The following is an 18,982-nucleotide window of genomic DNA, read 5'->3' on the forward strand; positions in this document are numbered from 1 at the left end:
GGTGCCCTCCCACATTCGCTTTATTACCTCAGCAAAATTCCGACACTCCCCACTCAATCCCCAGCAAAGTTCTGATAACGTGCGTCTATCGATTGCAGCCGGTATGCTTGGCCCGCAACCTCATGGACGCCCGCTATGACTCTCACAGAATTACGCTACATCGTGACCCTCGCCCAAGAACAGCACTTCGGCCATGCAGCCGAGCGTTGCCACGTCAGCCAGCCGACGCTGTCGGTGGGTGTGAAAAAGCTTGAAGACGAACTCGGTGTGCTGATTTTCGAGCGCAGCAAGAGCGCCGTTCGCCTCACCCCGGTGGGCGAAGGCATCGTTGCCCAGGCGCAGAAGGTCCTGGAACAGGCGCAAAGCATTCGCGAATTGGCCCAGGCCGGCAAGAACCAGCTGACCGCGCCGCTCAAGGTCGGCGCGATCTATACGGTCGGCCCCTACCTGTTCCCGCACCTGATCCCGCAACTGCATCGCGTCGCGCCGCAGATGCCGCTGTATATCGAAGAAAACTTCACCCACGTGCTGCGCGACAAACTGCGCAACGGCGAGCTGGACGCGATCATCATCGCCCTGCCCTTCAACGAAGCGGACGTGCTGACCCTGCCGCTCTACGACGAGCCGTTCTATGTGCTGATGCCAGCCTCTCACCCGTGGACCAAGAAGGACACCATCGACGCCGGCCTGCTCAACGACAAGAGCCTGCTGCTGCTCGGTGAAGGCCACTGCTTCCGCGACCAGGTGCTGGAAGCCTGCCCGACCCTGACCAAGGGCAACGACGGCGCCAAGCACACCACGGTGGAATCCAGCTCCCTGGAAACCATTCGCCATATGGTCGCTTCCGGCCTGGGCATTTCGATCCTGCCGCTGTCTGCGGTAGACAGCCATCACTACGCCCAGGGCGTGATCGAAGTTCGCCCACTCACGCCGCCGGTGCCGTTCCGTACCGTGGCGATTGCCTGGCGCGCCAGCTTCCCGCGCCCCAAAGCGATTGAGATCCTCGCGGACTCGATCCGTCTGTGTTCGGTGGCCAAGCCGCCCGTTGCGAGCTAAGCCACGGTATGACTGAGCTGTCGCAGGTGTCGGTGACGGCACTCAAGGGTGTCGGTGAGGCCATGGCCGAGAAGCTGGCCAAGGTCGGCCTGGAGAACCTTCAGGACGTGCTGTTCCACCTGCCCCTGCGCTACCAGGACCGCACCCGCGTGGTGCCCATCGGCCATTTGCGCCCTGGGCAAGACGCGGTGATCGAAGGCACCGTCAGTGGCGCCGACGTGGTGATGGGCAAGCGCCGCAGCCTGGTGGTGCGCCTGCAGGACGGCACTGGCGGCTTGAGCTTGCGCTTCTACCACTTCAGCAACGCGCAGAAGGAAGGGCTCAAGCGTGGCACCCGCGTGCGCTGCTATGGCGAGGCACGCCCAGGCGCATCGGGCCTGGAAATCTACCACCCGGAATACCGCGCCATTACCGGCGATGAGCCGCCACCGGTGGACACCACGCTCACGCCGATCTACCCGCTGACCGAGGGCCTGACCCAGCAACGCCTGCGCCAGTTGTGCATGCAGACCCTGACCATGCTCGGCCCGCAAAGCCTGCCCGATTGGCTGCCCCTGGAGCTGGCCCGCGACTATCAGCTGGCGCCCCTGGCCGATGCGATCCGGTATTTGCATCACCCGCCCGCCGATGCCGATGTGGACGAACTCGCCCTCGGTCATCACTGGGCCCAGCATCGCCTGGCCTTTGAAGAACTGCTCACGCACCAGCTGTCCCAGCAACGCCTGCGCGAAAGCATGCGTTCCCTGCGCGCCCCGGCGATGCCCAAGGCCACGCGGCTGCCTGCGCAATACCTGGCCAACCTCGGCTTTGCGCCGACCGGCGCGCAACAGCGCGTGGGCAATGAAATCGCCTACGACCTCAGCCAGCAAGAACCGATGCTGCGGTTGATCCAGGGTGACGTAGGCGCCGGCAAGACCGTGGTCGCTGCCCTCGCCGCCCTGCAAGCCCTGGAAGCTGGCTATCAAGTGGCGCTGATGGCACCGACGGAAATCCTCGCCGAACAACACTTCATCACCTTCAAGCGCTGGCTCGAACCGCTGGGCCTGGAGGTGGCGTGGCTGGCTGGCAAGCTCAAAGGCAAAAACCGCGTGGCCGCCCTGGAGCAGATCGCCGCCGGAGCACCGATGGTGGTGGGCACCCATGCGCTGTTCCAGGACGAAGTGCAGTTCAAGAACCTTGCGCTAGTGATCATCGACGAACAGCACCGATTTGGCGTGCAACAGCGCCTGGCCCTGCGCCAGAAAGGCGTGGGCGGGCGCATGAACCCGCACCAGTTGATCATGACCGCCACGCCGATCCCACGCACCCTGGCCATGAGCGCCTACGCCGACCTCGACACCTCGATCCTCGACGAACTGCCGCCGGGGCGTACGCCGGTCAACACCGTGCTGGTCGCCGACACCCGACGTGTCGAAGTGATCGAGCGCGTGCGCGGTGCCTGCGCCGAAGGCCGCCAGGCGTACTGGGTGTGTACCCTGATCGAAGAGTCCGAAGAACTGACCTGCCAGGCCGCCGAAACCACTTATGAAGACCTCACCAGTGCCTTGGGTGAGCTCAAGGTGGGGTTGATCCATGGCCGTATGAAACCGGCGGAAAAAGCCGCGGTAATGGCCGAGTTCAAGGCCGGCAACCTGCAATTGCTGGTGGCTACCACCGTGATTGAAGTGGGCGTGGACGTCCCCAACGCCAGCCTGATGATCATCGAAAACCCCGAACGCCTGGGCCTGGCGCAGCTGCACCAGCTGCGCGGGCGGGTTGGCCGGGGCAGTGCCGCCAGCCACTGCGTGCTGCTCTATCACCCGCCACTGTCGCAGATCGGTCGCCAGCGACTGGGCATCATGCGCGAAACCAACGACGGTTTTGTTATCGCCGAAAAAGACCTCGAACTGCGCGGCCCCGGTGAAATGCTCGGCACGCGCCAGACCGGCCTGCTGCAATTCAAGGTCGCCGACCTGATGCGCGATGCCGACCTGCTGCCCGCCGTGCGCGATGCTGCGCAAGCATTGCTCGAACGTTGGCCCGATCACGTCAGCCCCTTGCTCAACCGCTGGCTGCGGCACGGCCAGCAATACGGCCAAGTGTGACGCCTGACGCACTTATCCGACCAACACCCGTATCAAGCTGGTTATACTCCAATGAATGTAAGAAATTGGATCAGGCCATGTCAGAAGTTGCCCTCGCCACAGCCCCACTGACCGCCCCGCCGGTCATTCGGGCGCTGCTCGCAAAGCTCGCCATCCCCTACACGGAAGTCATCGAACAGCCTGGCCTGAACCCTGCACAAAAGGTCCAGGCGGTGTTGCTTGAAGATGCGGTTGGCGCGCTCATGGTGCTGTTCCCCCAAAGCCAGTTGCTGGACCTCAACCGCCTCGCCGAACTCACCGGTCGCCGCCTCACGGCCGTCGCCCCCGAGCGTGTCGAGCGCATGCTGGGCAAGCATGACCTGAGCCTGCTGCCGGGTTTGCCGCCCCTGACCAGTTCGCCGTGCCTGTACGAAGGCCGCTTGCTCAATGAGCCGAGCCTGCTGGTGCATTCGGGCGAAGCCGGGCTGTTGCTGGAAATCCCCAGCGACGCCTTCAAGAGCCTGCTCACCAAGGCCAGCGCCGCGCAGTTCGGGGAACCCTTGAGCAACATCCGCCCGAATCTCGACCGCCCCAATGATGACCGTGAGGAAATCACCCAGGCGATGCAAGCCTTCACCGCGCGTCGTATTCAGCAGCGCCTGGAAGCGACCATCGAGATTCCACCGCTGGCCGACACCGCGCAGAAGATCATCAAGCTGCGCGTCGATCCCAATGCCACCATCGACGACATCACCGGCGTGGTGGAAACCGACCCGGCCCTCGCCGCCCAGGTCGTAAGCTGGGCCGCGTCGCCCTACTACGCTTCGCCGGGCAAGATCCGCTCAGTCGAAGACGCCATCGTGCGCGTGCTGGGCTTTGATCTTGTGATCAACCTGGCGCTGGGCCTGGCCCTGGGCAAAACCCTGAGCCTGCCCAAGGACCGCCCGCACCTGTCCACGCCGTACTGGCACCAGTCGATCTACACCGCCGCCGTGATTGAAGGCCTGACCCGCGCCATGCCCCGCGCCCAGCGCCCGGAAGCCGGCCTGACCTACCTGGCAGGTTTGCTGCACAACTTCGGCTACCTGCTGCTGGCCCACGTGTTTCCGCCGCACTTCTCGCTGATCTGCCGGCACCTGGAGGTCAACCCGCACCTGTGCCACAGCTACGTCGAGCAACATTTGCTGGGCATCAGCCGCGAACAGATCGGCGCCTGGCTGATGCGCTACTGGGACATGCCGGACGAACTGTGCACCGCCCTGCGCTTCCAGCACGACCCGACGTACGACGGGCAATACGCCGAGTATCCGAACCTGGTGTGCCTGGCGGTGCGCCTGTTGCGCAGCCGGGGGATTGGCTCCGGGCCGGATGAATCCATTCCGGACGCACTGCTTGAGCGCCTGGGCTTGAGCCGCGAGAAGGCCGAGGACGTGGTGGGTAAAGTGCTGGATGCCGAAGTGCTGTTGCGCGAATTGGCTTCGCAGTTCAGCCAGGGGTAAGCCCACCGCCTGTTAAACCGCTATCGCAGGCAAGCCAGCTCCCACAGTTGACCGTATTTCCAAGTTGGAACGCGGTCACTGTGGGAGCTGGCTTGCCTGCGATGAATTCAACTCGGTCTACCTGACCGCCTACTTCTTTTTCTTCGGCTTCAAATACTTGGTCAGGCCCTGGAACCAGATCACCAGTGCCGGGTTGCCCTTGATCTGGATCGACTTGTCCTGAATCCCCGTCATGAACGCCAGTTGCTTGTTCTTCGCCTGCATCGTGGCGAAGCCGTAGGCGGCATCCTTGAAGGCAATGGCGAAGGCCGGCGCCGGGTGGACACCTGAGCGGCTGGTGATGCGCTGGTCTTTGACGATGAAGTGACGGGCAACCTTGCCGTCGAGGGTCTGCAGCTGGAAGGCCAGGTCTTTGTCACCCAGTTGCTGCTGGAAGGCGGGGTTGGTGCGGCTGGCTTTGCCCATCATCAGGCCCAGCACCCACAGGAGAAGACGAAATTTCATGCACACGGCCTCGGTGTATTTATTGGAGTGGCCGCAGCAGTGTAACGATTTGCAAAAAGAACGCCACCGATCTCGCGCTTTAGGCGCAGATCGGTTGGCGTTTAACGCTTATAGCAACAAGTACTTAAACGTTAGGACATGGCACTGGCGCCCAATCGGCCAGGTTTGGATTGCGGCAGGTTGCTTCGATCTGGGTCTTGCCCGCACTGGCGACCTGCTTGCTTTCAGCTTGCTTGGCCTGCACGGTCTGGATGCTACGTTCGGTGGTTACCGCTTCTTTCGGCACTGTCGGCAGCACCGGCTTCTTGGCTGGCTTGACGGCTTTCTTGCCCTTGGCCGGAGCGACCACTGGCGTGGTATCGGCGGTGGCCACGGTCACCACATCGCTGCGCTGTACGCCGACCTGTTGCAGGTCTTTCTCGTACGCCTGGGTGTAGTTGTTCAGGTCTTCGCTGGCCTTGCCGTTGACCGTCACGATCAGGTCATTGGATTCCTTCAGACCCGCGACGATTTCCGCCAGGCGCTTGCGGCCTTCGGTGTCGTTGACGGTCTTGGCCTTGCGATCAGCCACCAGCTTGGTGAATGCGCTCTGGTAGCACTGCTGCGAGGCCTTGGCATAGGCGGTGCTGCGGTCGATGTCCGAGGCGCTTTTGTTGAAGTCGGTGGAGTAGGACGCGATGCGCTGGTTGTCATCGGTGATCTGTTTCTGGCGCTCGGTGTAGTAACCCGCCGCACCGCCAGCCAGGGCGCCGCCTGCGGCACCGATCGCGGCATTGCGGCCACGGCTGTCCTTGTCGCCGGTCAGCGCGCCCAGCAGGGCACCGCCGGCCGCGCCGATCGCGGCACCGGTGACGACCGACTTGGTCATGTCCGAATCGGTGGCGCGCAGGTGCTGCACCGGCTCGTAGCAGTTGGGGTAGTACTCGACCTTGGTGCTCGACGCCACCTTGGACGCAGGCGACGTAGCGCAACCAGTCAACACGGTACTGAAACCAGCTGCGATCAGCAGCAGGTGACGCTTGGAAACCGCCTTACGGGAAAAAAGCATAGATGTGATCTCTGTTAAGTTTGACTTGCCCAGCACGGCCCACCGCCGCCTGAGTCCCTTCCAAGCTCGCTAGACAGCCAACGATCAAGACCGCTGACCGCTCGCTGCGAGCAATTCCTTCAAGATCGTTGCCGGGTCGGCCCGCTGTTGCTTGCGGTAGTTGCCGACATGGCGAACGAACAGTGTCGCGCGCGTCACCAGGCTCTTGCCGAGCACTGGCTTGCGATCCAACTCTTCCTTGATCCGTTGAAACTGCGCCTGGATCACCGCATCGGTGTAGCGCGTGCCGGTGGCCAGGTTGTCGATGTAAATCGCCACCGCGCCGTCCAACGCGCTGCGTCCATTGGTAATGGCCATGTCAAACAGCTGCGCGCTGGCCTCGTCCTTGCTGTCCACCGCCTGCTGGCGACTCTTCTGCAGGTTGGCCAGGCGGATGTTGTAGTTGCTGATGGTCTCGGCCACCAACGCCGCCGACTGGATCAAATTGCCCGCGGCTTCTTCGCGTTGCTGGGCGATCAGCGACACGTTGCGCTTGAGCTCTTCGTTGACCAGGCCCAGCTCGGCTTGAAGCTTGGGATCGACACTGGCGGCGATGATGCTGTCCAGGCGCTTGGTCGGGTCCTGGGCGTCGTCGATGGCATCGGTCAGCGCGGCCAGACGGCCTTCCTTCTGCCATTGGGCAAACAATTCCTTGTAGCGCGAGCGCGGCGCCGACAACGCGCCAATCGCCACGCGAAAGCCGGTGGTCTCGTTGCTTTGCTCGGTGCCATCAGCGGCAAACAACGGGTATTCGCGGCGCATGCCGGTGAACAACGTGCCCTCGCCTTCCAGGTAGTTGCCGCCCTTGACCACAAAGCCGCCGTAGGTGCCCTGGCGGCGGCCAGCGTGTACCAGCTGGAAGGATTCCTGGACCATTTCCGCGGCGTTGCCGATCACGTCGAACATGCCAATGGGGTTGGGCAACTTGGTACCGATGGGCATCAACCGCGCCGCCTGGCCGGTGCCGCCGGCCACTTGGTTGAACACCGCGTAATCGGCCAGCGGACCATCGCTTTCACTGCCCTCGGCGCGCCGTGGATACAGACGGCCTTCGAGGTCCTGGCGGCTCACCGCCTGGCCGCCGCGTGCGGCGTACTCCCACTCCACTTCGGTGGGCAGGCGCACAAAACCCAGGCCGCCGTCTTCGGCCGACGCACCGCGCCCGCTTACCGGCAGCAGTTCGCGGTGGTATTTCATCAGCCAGGCGCTGTACACCGCCGAGAAACGCTCGGCTTCAAAGCGCGACAGTTTCACCTTGGGCAAACGCCCGGCCATGCCGCTGGGCGCCTCACATGCGGGAGCCGGTTCTCCGCTGGCCAGGGATTGCGCCTGGGCCATCACCTGGGCGTACTGGCGAGCAGTCACTTCGTATTTGCCGATAAAGTACAGCATGGGCTTGAGCGGGGTCTTGGCGTCGGTCTTCGGCATCTGCGGCGCGATGACCTTGCTCCAGTCCTTGGGCAAGTCCTTGAGGGTGAACTGGCCGTTGATGAAGTCGCGCCGGTAGCCGGAAATAAACGACTGCTGATAACCCGCCTCGCCTTCGGCAAAGGGGTAGCCCAGGTTGATTTCACGGTCATCCAGGGTGCCCTGGGCCAGAATGTAGGCGTAGCGGAATACCATGTTACCTTCGCAGGGCAGCGGCAGGCTCACGTCGTCCGGCAACGGCTTGGGGTTGTCGAGCTTGTCACTTGCCTCATCGGCCCAGGCCAGCGAGGCCAGGCTCAGCGCCACGCAGGCGCCCAGTAATTTATACATCTCTGATTCCTTCAGAAGCCTGGATACGTGCCACCCGCCAACCACCACAGGCGGCCGCCACGGCACTGACACCGAGCACCGCCACCAGGGCCAGGCCATAATGGCGCGCCAACAGGTGGCTGGCGTACTCGCCCGGCACCTGCACAAAAAGCTTGTTCAACGCCGCCTCAGCCAGGCCATACAGCCCAACGCTGAGCACAGCGGCAAAACCCGCGCTGTATAGCGCTTGCAGCAGCACAAACAGCAACAAGGCGGCGGTGGAAAACCCCAACAGGCGCAACACCGAGAGTTCACGGTGCTTACGCGCTACCGCCGCCAGGGTGCCCGCGAAAATCGCCGCAAACGCCCCGGCCAACGCCAACCCGGCGATGATCCAGAACACAATCGACAGGTTGCGGCTCAACGATTGCACTTGAGCGATGGTGTGCGCCTGGGTTGAAACCAACAGGTTCTGCCCGGCGAAATACACCCGCAACGGTTCCACATCACTGAGGCTGCGCGCGTACAGGCGAAACGCCGGGTAGATACGCTGTTCGCTCACGCTCGCCGCTTCACCGGCCCAACCCAACGCCGGCACCGCACGGCCATCGCGATAATCTTCCGCTGCCTCCAACAACGCCAGATCGGCAAACAGGCCCTCGCGAACGAAGGCCTCCAGCGGCAACACCGCCAGCACCTGCAACCGCGTGCGCTGGGCCTCGACGCGCCCCGCCACTTGCCGCGCAAAGCTGGTTTCCAGCCAGTCACCGGGCCTTGCCGCGAGCTTTTCGGCGGCGGTATGGCTGAGCACGATCTGGTCCAGGCCGTGGGGCATCGGCAAGCCTGCCAACAACGGGTCGCCTGCGGCAGTCGGCAGCATTTCCAGGGTCAGGGTGCCCACCTGCGCCGTGGCGGCAATTTGCCGTGTGCGCGGCACAGCAAACGCCACCTCGCTGCGCTCACCCAGTTGCGCGATAAACGCCGCGCTGAATCGACCACCGCCCAATGGGATGATTTCACGGCTGGCGGGGTCGGTCTCCAAGCGTTCGGTCAAACTGCTAACCAGTCCAAATTTCAGCCCGAATAACACCAGCAATGGCGCGATAACCGCCACCAATGCCAACACAGAACAGGCCGACAACCACCCATCGTTGCGGTAGTCCTGCCACGCAAGCGAAGCAACCAGGCCGATGCGCATTAGCACGCCTCCCCGAGGGTTGCGGTGACGCCGCCGTCTGGATCGCGCTGGCAACTGATACGCCGCACCTGCAAGCCACTGGCGCGGGCCAGCGGTTCATCATGGGTGGCGATCACACAGGCCGTACGGTGTTCGCGGGCCTGGGCCAGCAGCGCCTGCATCACGCGTTCGGCGTTGAGCGGGTCCAGGGACGCCGTCGGCTCATCAGCCAGCACCAGTTGCGGCCCATGGGCCAGGGCCCGTGCACAGCTGACCCGCTGGCGTTGGCCCACCGACAACGCCGCCGGGCGCTTGGCCAACTGATCGCTGATCTGCAACTGCTCAGCCAGGCGCGCCACGCGGCCGTCATCCTGCAAGCCCAGCAGTTGGCGCGACAGCGCGATATTGCCGCGCACGTCCAGAAACCCCAGCAACCCCCCGGTCTGCGGCACATAGCCCAAGTGCTGGCTGCGTAACGCGGCCAGCGCCGATTGCCGGTCGGCACGCCACAGCGCGCCGACGTCGTGTTGGTTGAATGCAAACTGCCCCACCTGATCCGGCGCCAACACCAGCGCCAGCAGGTCGAGCAAGGTGCTCTTGCCGCAACCACTGGGGCCGACAATTGCCAGTTGTTCACCCGCGCCCAGCTGCAACGCAGGGATCACCAGGCTGTAGCGCTGGCTACCGACGCCCCGGCTCTTGTGCACCGCGCTCAGGTTCAACATTACGGCAGCGTCGACAGCGGCACGCGATACAACGCATCGCCCGGTTCGGCATCGCCGAAACGGACCCAGTTGGCCACGTCGTTATGGAAGGTTTCATACAGACGGATTTTCGAATCCAGCTCGTCGATAAAGTCTTCCTGCTCGGCCACGCTCAATGACAACCACAGGTCCTGGGTCATGTTCAGCGACTTGCTGCGGTACGGCAGGCCCTCCAGGTATTCACCGAGCAGGCCGCCGTCAGCCAGGTTGCCGCCCTTGCGCAGGGCCTGCGGGTCGCGGCTCATATAGGCCGAGGCGCTGGCGATTTCCTGGAAGAAATCCTTGGGCGAGCTTTGGGTCTTGCGCGCCGCATCCACGATCAACTTCAACGATTGTTGCAGATCGTTGAGTTGCAGCTTGGTCAACATCACGCACACCTGGAACGCTGGCAGCGCCGGGTTGGTCAGGTCACGATCAGCGGTCCAGGCGCTGACCAATTGCGGTGCCTGGCTCGCGGTCTTGCGCCCGAGAAAGTCCATGTGCATGGCATAGCCGACGGCGGCGGACTTGTCCGCCAGGCTCGGCGCGGCACTGAGCAACGGCACGGGCTGCGGCGTGTTGCTGCGCACCTGATGCACCAGGTTGGCGAACACCGTGCCGATCTCATCGACGCGCTCACCCAGCTTGCGCACATCGCCCCCTGGCACCGGCGTGTACAGGTCGCCGATCTGCGGGTTGGCGTCGGCGGTGAGGACGCGATACTGGCTCTCGGCGCCGGCATGGGTTTTCTTGCCGGCATCGGTGCGCAGGTGCAGCGCGTAGATCTTGATCTGCTTGCCCAGCGCCGCCTGGCGCACTTCCGCTTCGTTCATCTGGGTGGCGGCGAACGGGTCGTTCTTGCGCAGCGCGCCGGCATCGGAGACCAGCAGGATGATGCGCCCGCCGTAGCCGGACCAATCCATGCCGTCCACTGCCTGCATCACCCCGGCAAACGCATCTTCGTTGAACGAGTGGCTGGACACCGTCGACGCTTTGACCTGGCGCGCCATATCCAGAAAGCGCTGCGGGTCGCGGCCTTGGTCGAGGCTGATCAGGGTCTTGGCGACATACTCAAGGCCCGGCGTTTTCTGGATGCTGCTGCGAAAGCCGACCATGCCGAAGCTGACGCTGTCCAACTCGCCACGCTCAGCAATGCGGGTTTGCAGCTCATGCACCACGTCGCGAATCTGGTCGATGTAGGGCTGCATCGACACGGTGGTGTCCACCACCAGCACCACCGCCGTGCGGAACGCGTCGGCATTGGCGCTGAGCGTCGGGCTGGCGGGTCTGGCAGCGGCGCGGCTGCCTGGGTCGATGGAGGCCACGTTGAGCAACTGCACCGGCTGGCCGTTGTCGTCGAAGCTCTCCTTGGAATCGAAGATCGGCAACAGGTAGAACTGGTTCTGCGGCACCGCGCTGGCGGTGGGTTCCAGGGCCAGGACTTGCTGGTTGTCTTCACGGTTGTTCTGCGCCTTGGCCAAGGCGCTTTTCGCTGCGGCAGGGTCGGCCAGCAGTTTTTCCACCTCACCGGGCTGGCGCAGGAACATCACGGGAGCCCGGCCGGAGCGCTCGGTGAACTTGAGCACCAGGCTTTGTTTCCAGTCGCTGACCTGGGAGGCTGGCAGCCAACCGTCGCTGCGACCATCAGTGGCCGCGCCGACGCGTACCCACTGGCTGCCATCGACCTCTTTGCGCTGGTACACGTAGAGCACGGAAAACGCCGGCAGCGCTTTACCCGGCGTACTCCCGGCGTCCGCTGAAAGCTGGGCGCCGGGTTTGCTGAGTACACGCTGGAACAAGGTTTTCTTGCCTGCCATCAGCAACGGGCGCTGACCGCCATCCACTTCAGCGACAGCCACGGGCGGCGTCACCTTGGGCACCACGGCGGCTGGCGGCTTGGCCGGTTCATCGCCGCCGCTCAACCACCAGTAGCTGGCGCCACCAATGGCCAACGCGACGGCGACTGCCACGGCGGCCAAAGCCAATACCGGCCCACGGCGCTGCTCGGACGGGGCATTGTGCTGCGTCGGCGTCACCACCGGTTGACGCACTATTGGCTGCGGCTGCGGTTTATCCGTCGGAATGTCGATGGTGACAGGGGTCATACCCGCCAGATCAAAGCTCAATGGAATCGGCAGCGGCCGCACCAGCGTGGCATCCGATTCATCAGCCGGCAGTTGATCCAGCGCCAACAACAACGCTGCCGCATCCGGATAACGTTCCGCCGGGTCCTTGGCCAACAACTTGCGCAGCACGCCCTGATAGCGCCCATGGTGCACAGGCAATTCCGGCAAGGGTTCGGTCAGGTGCGCCAGCGCCGTGGAAAGCGCATCGGTGCCGTTATAAGGCAGCTTGCCGACGAGGATTTCATACAGCACCACGCCCAGCGCGTAGAGGTCGGCGCGGCCATCGATCTCCTGGCCCCGCGCCTGCTCCGGGCTCATGTAGCTCGGCGTGCCCACGGCAAACCCGGCCTGGGTGAACTGGGTGCGATCGTCCAGCGACTTGGCAATCCCGAAGTCCGACAACACTGCCGTGCCATCGGCGCGAAACAGAATGTTCGCCGGCTTGACGTCGCGGTGCACCAGCCCTTGGGCATGGGCATAGCCCAGGGCCGAGGCAATCTGGCGGATCAGCGTCACGCCCTGCTCCGGGGTCAGCCCAGCAGCGATGCGCTCCTTGAGCGTGCCGTTGGGCAGGTATTCCATGGCCATGTAATACAGCTCACCGACGTTGCCGATGTCATGGATGGTCACCGTGTGCGGGTGCGACAAGCGCGCCAGGGTCTTGCCCTCGCGCAGGAAGCGTTCGCAGAAACTCGGGTCGGCCGCCAGCGCCGCCGCCATCACCTTCAACGCCACCTTGCGCTCCAACGAGCGCTGGGTCGCCAGGTACACGCTGGCCATGGCGCCTTCGCCAATCTCGCCTTCGATGTCATAACCTGGGATGACGATGTTCATGACGAGACCTTCACGACGAGGGTGGTGATGTTGTCCGGTGCGCCGCGATTTAGGCCCAAGTGCACCAGGCTGCGCACGATTTCATCCGGTGCGTCATGGCTGAGCACCTCGCGGATTTCGTGGTCTTCGACGGTTTTGTTGAGGCCATCGCTGCACAGCAAATAGCTGTCGCCGGGAGCGATCAACAGGTCCACCGAGGCGACGTCCAACTGGGCCTCAACGCCAATGGCGCGGGTGACGATATTGGAGCGCGGGTGGGTGCGGGCGTCGGCTTCGCTGAGCAGGCCGCTGTCTTGCAGGTCTTGCACGTAGCTGTGGTCGCGGGAAATGCTTTCCAGCACGCCGTCGCGCAAGCGGTACAGGCGGCTGTCGCCGGCCCACAGGCACACCCCGCGCAAGCCGCGCGCGGCAAACACCACCACGGTGCTGCCCATCATGGTCACGCCACGGTTGGCGGTTTCTTCGCGCACGGCCGCGTTGATGCGCAGCAGGTCATTGCGCAGCGCCGCCGAGTATTCATCCAGAGAGCGGCCCAGCGGCACATGGCGCAGGCTGTCGACGATCAAGCTGCTGACATAGTCGCCCGCCGCGTGCCCGCCCATGCCATCGGCCACCACCCACAGGCGGTTTTCCGGCAGATCCAGAAAGGCATCTTCGTTGACTTGGCGAACCATGCCCACATGGCTTTTGCTCGCGGATTCGTACGTCACGCCCATCTACACCACACCTTCTTGTCCGAGCAAAAACTGCGCAAAATCGCTGGCGGCAGGCAGGCCCTGGCACCGTAATAAACCGGGGGAGATACGCTGCGAGCCTCGCCCCCACCACAGGCTTGCGCCCTCGCACGCCTGTTCGGCCAGTGCGGTCATACGCTGGTGCGGCACGGTGGCTGCCACCCTTTGCAGGCCGGCGAAACGGCTGTCCACCGCCCGCGGCTCGCTGGCCGGCACACCCAACTCGTCGAGCCCGGCGTTGAAGCTTTCGAAGGTCGCGCCGCTGTCGAGGGTGCTGAGCAACAAGGTTTCAGCCTGCTCGAACCAGGCGTCCGAACCGCCCACCAGCGACGCCGGGTTGGTGTCGTGATCCAGCAAGGTCACCACCGCCAGCGGAAAGTAACGCCCGACCCGGTCAATGCTCGGCATCACCACGCCCGCCGCCGCGTCCGGCCCGCACACGCCCGGGGCCAGCACAAAGCGCCACAACGGGCTGACCAGGTACGCATTCAGCCAGTCAGCGCCGAGGCTGTTCTGGCTGGCGAGCAAACCCGCCGCCAGCCAGCTGTCCCACGGGCCGATAAAGCTCTGCGGCAAGGCGCGGCTGACGAAGTCCCCGCGGCTGGCCAACTTGCCGTAGAAACCCAGGGCCGTCATAGCCGCTCCGGCAGGCTGAAGCCACTGAGCACGCGGCTCTTGAACGGGTTGAAGGCACTGTTGGCGCGCAACTCGTAGGCGATGCTCGCGCCATCGACTCGCAGGCGCAGGTTGAAACGATCCGGCGAGTTGCCTGCGGTGAGGTCTGATTGCTCCAGCAGACGGAACCAGGCCCACGGGCCGTCCAGAGTGATGCCGGAGCGACCACTGGCCGACGGGGGCATGATGGAAATACGCACCACGCCAATGCTGCCCGGGTTCGGCCATTGCATCGCCACCGGCCGGCTCGGGCCGTGGTCGTAGCTCAATTGCTGGCCGTCCAGGTCAAGCAGAAACTGAGTGATGGTAGGGTCCATCGACACCGGCTTGAGTTCGAAACGCACGATGGGTTGGGTGCCACCGGAGCGGAAGAACGCGTCCCGAATCGACGCCGCACGCTGGAAGGTTTGCAGCACGCCAGGAGCAATCCCCAGCTTCTGCGCCGCCCCAGGTTGCCAGCGCCAGGTCTGTGCCGATGTGTCCACATAGGGCTGCAGGTATTTGCGGAAGTAGTTGTCCATCACCCCGCCCACGCCGAAGAACTGGCCGAAGTCATCCAGGGTGGCGTCCCGCGCACTGCCCGGCGACATCGGGTAACGCCCGGCCAACGACTGGCGATACACGTTGACCACCTCACTGACCCAGGCCGCGTTCAGCTGGTTACGCACCCCGCCCATCATGCTGTTGGTGGTGGAATTGACCACCGACTTGACCATGCCCTGCACCAGCGGCGGCTGACGCTCGGCGTTCAGGCTGACCCGCGTGGCCGCAGCCGCCGCCTGGTTCTTGGCCTCACCGAGCAAGGCATCGCCGCTGGCACCGACCATGGCACTGACCTGCACATACAGTGCATTCATGTCCGACAGCAGGCCGTCGATGGCCGCCGGTTCACCTTCGTTTTTGCTGACGATGCTGTTGAGTTCGGCAAAGTGCGCGGTCACGGGATCATCCGCCGGTGCCGGTGCATTCGCCGTCGGTTGCGCCTCGCCCAGCAAACTGCCGAGGCGCTCCTTGAGCTTGTCCACGCCGCCTTCCACCGGCACGCCTTTGGCGGCCAGTTGGCGTTCTTCGGCTTGCAGGTCGGTTTCCCTGGCAACCGCCACCAGCAGCTTTTTCAGCGGCGAGGTGGGACCGGAAATCACCCGCAGCACATCGGCGGCCTGTGCCACGCTGGTGATCGGCACAAAGTCGATGTCGGCGAGCAACGCGTCCCACTGGCGCTGGTAATCCTGGAAGTACAAACGGCGCACGTCGGCGGCCAGGCTCACCACGTTCTGCTGGTCGGCCTGTTCATGGCCCAGCACCCATTGCTCTTCGGCCAGGGTGCCGGTCTGGTTCAAGCTGCTGAGCAAGAACGCCTGGCGATAGCCTTTGGCGGTAAAGAAACCACTCAACGGCTCACCCAACGGCTTGCCGCTCTTGCGGCTGAACACTAGCGCGGCATCGCGACCGGCGGCTTCGTTGAGGCGAAAGTCCGGGATACCTTCGGGCAGTTTCTGGCGCTTGACGCGGTCGTACACGCGCTGGGCTACCGGCAATTGCTGCAACTGCCGACGCAAATCGTCGATCAGCCGTGGGTCCAGGCGTGCGCTCGGCGGGTGGCGTTCGAACAGCGCCTGCAAGTGCCCGGCCAGGGCCTGACGCTGGTCGGCCGGCAGGTCGCGGGGCAGGTTGCGGTCCCAGTCCAGGGCGATCCAGGCCTTGATGAAGTCCGGGTCGTAATGCTCGGTGTCGGCGAGCATCAGGTAAGCCTTGAGGCCCTCGTAGAGAAAGTCCGAGTTACCGCCGCCGTGCAGTTGCTCTTCGATACGCGTCACCAGGCGTGGCGCGAACACGGCGATCAACAGTTTGCGGTACACGCTGGCGGACTCGGCTTCGAGCATATCGCCCTGGTACAGCCCCAGCCCTTCGGACCAGCTCGGCGAATCCCCCGCCAGGTTCTTCACCGCGTTGAGCAACGGCAGCACGGCGAGCACTTCCCGTTGTGCCGGACTCAGGTTCTGTACGGTCTGGCCCAGGGGCGCGACCTTCTGATCGACCTGGGCGATATACGCCTGGTTGGCGCGATAGCTCACCCACCACAGGCTGCTGACCACCACCACCAGCGCGACGGTGGTCGCCAGTACGCCACGGGCGATCCACTTGCGACGGCGTTCGACCTTCGGGTTCACACCCACCAAACCACGCTCGGCAAAGGCCACGGCGGTGAAGAGTTTTTCGATGAAGTAACTGCGCCCGGTGCCGCTCTGGCGCGCCAGGTGCTGGCGGTCCAGGTTCATGCTCTGGGCCATGGCACCGATCAGGCGGTCAATCGGGCTGCCTTCCTGGGTGCCGCTGGTGAAGTACACGCCACGCAGCAACACGCGCTCTTCAAAGGCGTTGGGTTTGAACACGCCTTCGAGGAAGTTTTGCAGGCAATCTTTCAACGCGCCGAACTGCTGCGGGAAGCCGTAGATCAGGTCGCGTCGTGCCGGGTCACGCTCCTGTTGCAGACGCTCGACCAGGCGTTCGTTGAGGCGCTGCTCCAGGCCGGCGAATTCGCTTTGCAGGTGCGCCAGCGGGCTGTCGCTGTTTTTGCCGTCGTCCAGGGCAAAGGTCATGCCCCACACCTGGGCGCGCTCTTCCTTGCTCAGGTTGTCGAAGAACTCCATGAAGCCCGGCACCAGGTCGAGCTTGGTGAGCATCAGGTAGATGGGGAAACGCACGCCCAGTTGCGTATACAGCTCCTGGATGCGCAGGCGAATCGCGGCAGCATGGGCTGCGCGCTCGGCGTCGGTGCCCAGCAGCAGATCCGAGAGGCTGATGGCGATAAAGGCACCGTCGATAGGCCGGCGCGCACGCTGCTTTTTCAGCAAGTCGAGAAAGCCCAGCCAGGCGGCTTTGTCCACCGTGGAGTTGCTGTCCTGGGTGGTATAGCGGCCAGCGGTGTCGAGCAATACGGCCTGGTCGGTAAACCACCAGTCGCAGTTGCGCGTCCCCCCCACGCCCCGCACCGCACCGGCGCCCAATTGCGCCGCCAGTGGGAAATGCAGCCCGGAATTGACCAGCGCGGTCGTCTTGCCCGAGCCCGGCGGGCCGATGATCACATACCACGGCAACTCGTAGAGGTTGCGGCGCTCATCGCCGCCCAGCTTGGCCTTTTTCAGGAGTGCCAGGGCTTCGTCCATGCGCTGGCGCAGCGTGGACAGCTCTTCGGCGGTCGCAACGCTGTTGGGGTCGACCGGGGTTTCTGCGGCCAGGCTGCGCATCACTTCGGCGGCCTGGCGACGGGCCTGGATGATGCGGAACACGCGGTAGGCCACCCACAGCGCAAACACCAGCACGATCAGCGCCCAACGGCGCCCTTCGGGCACCAGCACGTCCAGCAGCGGGCCAACAAACCAGATGATCAGGCTCAGGGCAATCAGGCCCAGCACGGGGATCACCCAGCGAATCATGAAACTGAAAAACGCCTTCACTCGACGCCCTCCGCCAATACGGTGATTTCAACCCGACGATTGCGGGCACGGCCTTCGGCAGTACTGTTGGTGGCCAACGGCTCGGTGTCGCTGCGGCCTTCGGCGCTGAAGCGTTCGGCCTGGCCGGTCTTGGCCGCGAGAATCGCCAGCACCGACTTGGCCCGGGCTTCGGACAACGCCCAGTTGGACGGGAAACGCAACGTGGCAATCGGGCGGTTGTCGCTGTGCCCGGTGACACGCACCTGGCCCTTGACCTTGCGAATGGCGTCAGCGATGCGCAGCATCAGCGGCTGGTAGTCATCGACGATGCTGGAGCTGGCCGAGGCGAACAGCTCATCGCCACGAATGGTCACGACAGAGCGGTCGACCTTGTCTTCCACCGCCACGCGGCCGGCCTTGATGTCGTCGGCCAGGAACCCGGCCAAGCGCGGGCGCTCAATCACTTTGGGCTGCGCCACCGGACGGTCGATGGCCTGCACCGGGATCTCGCCCAGGGCATGAATATTCTTGAACACCGGCTCGGCGTCCGAGGCCAGCTTCAGGCGCAGGCCGAACAGCAACGCCAACAGCAGCGCCAAGCCAATCGCCACGGCAATCCATGGCGGCATGAATTGCGCCAGGCGATCACGGGCCACGGTTACACCGCGCCAGTGCGGCGACAGCTCACGCTCGTGCTCGCCACGGGCGCTGCGTATCGCTGCGGCGGTGCGTTCACGCAAGGCTTCCAACTGGCTGCGCCCGTCGGTCATCACGCGGTAACGCCCTTCAAAACCCAGGCACATGCACAGGTACAACAGCTCCAGCAGGTACAGGCGTTCCCGTGGGCTTTGCAGACAGTGGTCAAGCAACTGGAAAACCTTTTCGCCACCCCAGGCTTCGTTGTGCACGGTGATCAGCAGGCTCTGCTTACCCCAGTCACTGGTGCTGCCCCACGGCGTGCTCAGCACCGCCTCATCCAAGGCAGTGCACAGCGCGTAACGGGCCAACAGCACTTCATTGCGTGCCACACCGGCGGCTTCGGCGCGCTCTTCGAACTGGCGCAGGTACGCCAGCAACTGCGCACGCAGGCTGGCCGGCGCGGGATGGGCAATGGTGTTGCGCAACCGCGTCAACAACGCCAGCAACGGGCCGGCGGCACTTTCGAGCGGGTTGAGGCCCTGGCTCTTGCCGGTGAGGATCGGCGCAGCCGGCATCGACAGCGGCGCAGGTTCGGCACGCGCGGGTGCAGGTTCTCGGCCACCCGGGCGCGGCATGAACTGGGTGCGGTCATCATCATTGGGATGCATCGC

The 18,982-nt window shown here is 64.2% G+C and carries 13 protein-coding genes; 3 read left to right on the plus strand and 10 right to left on the minus strand.

Annotated features, from left to right (window positions below):
• Positions 1 to 135 precede the first annotated feature (135 nt).
• The 3 genes from JMV15_RS06755 to JMV15_RS06765 all read left to right on the plus strand — a co-directional run bounded on the left by JMV15_RS06755 (position 136) and on the right by JMV15_RS06765 (position 4,618).
• On the plus strand, positions 136 to 1,056 hold the full coding sequence (locus JMV15_RS06755) for a hydrogen peroxide-inducible genes activator (RefSeq protein ID WP_003195523.1): 921 nt from the start codon (positions 136 to 138) through the stop codon (positions 1,054 to 1,056).
• Positions 1,057 to 1,064: 8 nt separating this feature from the next.
• Complete coding sequence (gene recG, locus JMV15_RS06760; RefSeq protein ID WP_038452281.1) at positions 1,065 to 3,140, plus strand: ATP-dependent DNA helicase RecG; 2,076 nt, start codon at positions 1,065 to 1,067, stop codon at positions 3,138 to 3,140.
• Between the two features lie 77 nt (positions 3,141 to 3,217).
• On the plus strand, positions 3,218 to 4,618 hold the full coding sequence (locus tag JMV15_RS06765; RefSeq protein WP_014720489.1) for an aminoacyl-tRNA deacylase and HDOD domain-containing protein: 1,401 nt from the start codon (positions 3,218 to 3,220) through the stop codon (positions 4,616 to 4,618).
• A gap of 129 nt (positions 4,619 to 4,747) precedes the next feature.
• On the opposite strand, the gene JMV15_RS06770 is transcribed toward JMV15_RS06765, so the two are convergent.
• The 10 genes from JMV15_RS06770 to JMV15_RS06815 all read right to left on the minus strand — a co-directional run bounded on the left by JMV15_RS06770 (position 4,748) and on the right by JMV15_RS06815 (position 18,979).
• The gene (locus JMV15_RS06770) at positions 4,748 to 5,122 is read right to left on the minus strand and encodes a hypothetical protein (RefSeq protein ID WP_003195530.1); all 375 of its coding nucleotides are present in this window, start codon (positions 5,120 to 5,122) and stop codon (positions 4,748 to 4,750) included.
• Between the two features lie 124 nt (positions 5,123 to 5,246).
• Positions 5,247 to 6,170, minus strand: coding sequence for a type VI secretion system-associated lipoprotein TagQ (tagQ, locus tag JMV15_RS06775; RefSeq protein ID WP_003195532.1), 924 nt, complete (start codon positions 6,168 to 6,170; stop codon positions 5,247 to 5,249).
• 84 nt (positions 6,171 to 6,254) lie between these two features.
• Entirely contained in the window at positions 6,255 to 7,967 is a 1,713-nt protein-coding gene (locus JMV15_RS06780) for a formylglycine-generating enzyme family protein (RefSeq protein ID WP_020302847.1), read from the minus strand.
• A complete protein-coding gene (locus JMV15_RS06785; protein WP_019818122.1) occupies positions 7,960 to 9,144 on the minus strand; it encodes an FtsX-like permease family protein in 1,185 nt (394 codons plus the stop codon). Before JMV15_RS06785 ends, JMV15_RS06780 begins: the two co-directional genes overlap by 8 nt.
• Positions 9,144 to 9,848, minus strand: coding sequence for an ABC transporter ATP-binding protein (locus tag JMV15_RS06790; RefSeq protein WP_019818123.1), 705 nt, complete (start codon positions 9,846 to 9,848; stop codon positions 9,144 to 9,146). Before JMV15_RS06790 ends, JMV15_RS06785 begins: the two co-directional genes overlap by 1 nt.
• Positions 9,848 to 12,826 (minus strand): serine/threonine-protein kinase, encoded by a 2,979-nt coding sequence (locus JMV15_RS06795; RefSeq protein ID WP_019818124.1) that lies wholly within the window; start codon positions 12,824 to 12,826, stop codon positions 9,848 to 9,850. Before JMV15_RS06795 ends, JMV15_RS06790 begins: the two co-directional genes overlap by 1 nt.
• Positions 12,823 to 13,542: a PP2C family protein-serine/threonine phosphatase gene (locus tag JMV15_RS06800; protein WP_003195541.1), complete on the minus strand. Its 720-nt coding sequence runs from the start codon at positions 13,540 to 13,542 to the stop codon at positions 12,823 to 12,825. The genes JMV15_RS06795 and JMV15_RS06800 overlap by 4 nt, the downstream gene beginning before the upstream one ends.
• Positions 13,543 to 14,196, minus strand: coding sequence for a type VI secretion system-associated protein TagF (gene tagF, locus JMV15_RS06805; protein ID WP_014720494.1), 654 nt, complete (start codon positions 14,194 to 14,196; stop codon positions 13,543 to 13,545).
• Positions 14,193 to 17,693: a type VI secretion system membrane subunit TssM gene (gene tssM, locus JMV15_RS06810; RefSeq protein WP_020302844.1), complete on the minus strand. Its 3,501-nt coding sequence runs from the start codon at positions 17,691 to 17,693 to the stop codon at positions 14,193 to 14,195. Before tssM ends, tagF begins: the two co-directional genes overlap by 4 nt.
• Positions 17,690 to 18,979 carry a DotU family type VI secretion system protein gene (locus JMV15_RS06815; RefSeq protein WP_014720496.1) on the minus strand — a complete coding sequence of 430 codons (1,290 nt, stop codon included), beginning with the start codon at positions 18,977 to 18,979 and terminating at the stop codon, positions 17,690 to 17,692. Before JMV15_RS06815 ends, tssM begins: the two co-directional genes overlap by 4 nt.
• Between the last annotated feature and the right edge of the window lie 3 nt (positions 18,980 to 18,982).

This window comes from Pseudomonas paracarnis, assembly GCF_904063055.1.
Taxonomy (GTDB): Bacteria; Pseudomonadota; Gammaproteobacteria; order Pseudomonadales; family Pseudomonadaceae; genus Aquipseudomonas; species Aquipseudomonas paracarnis.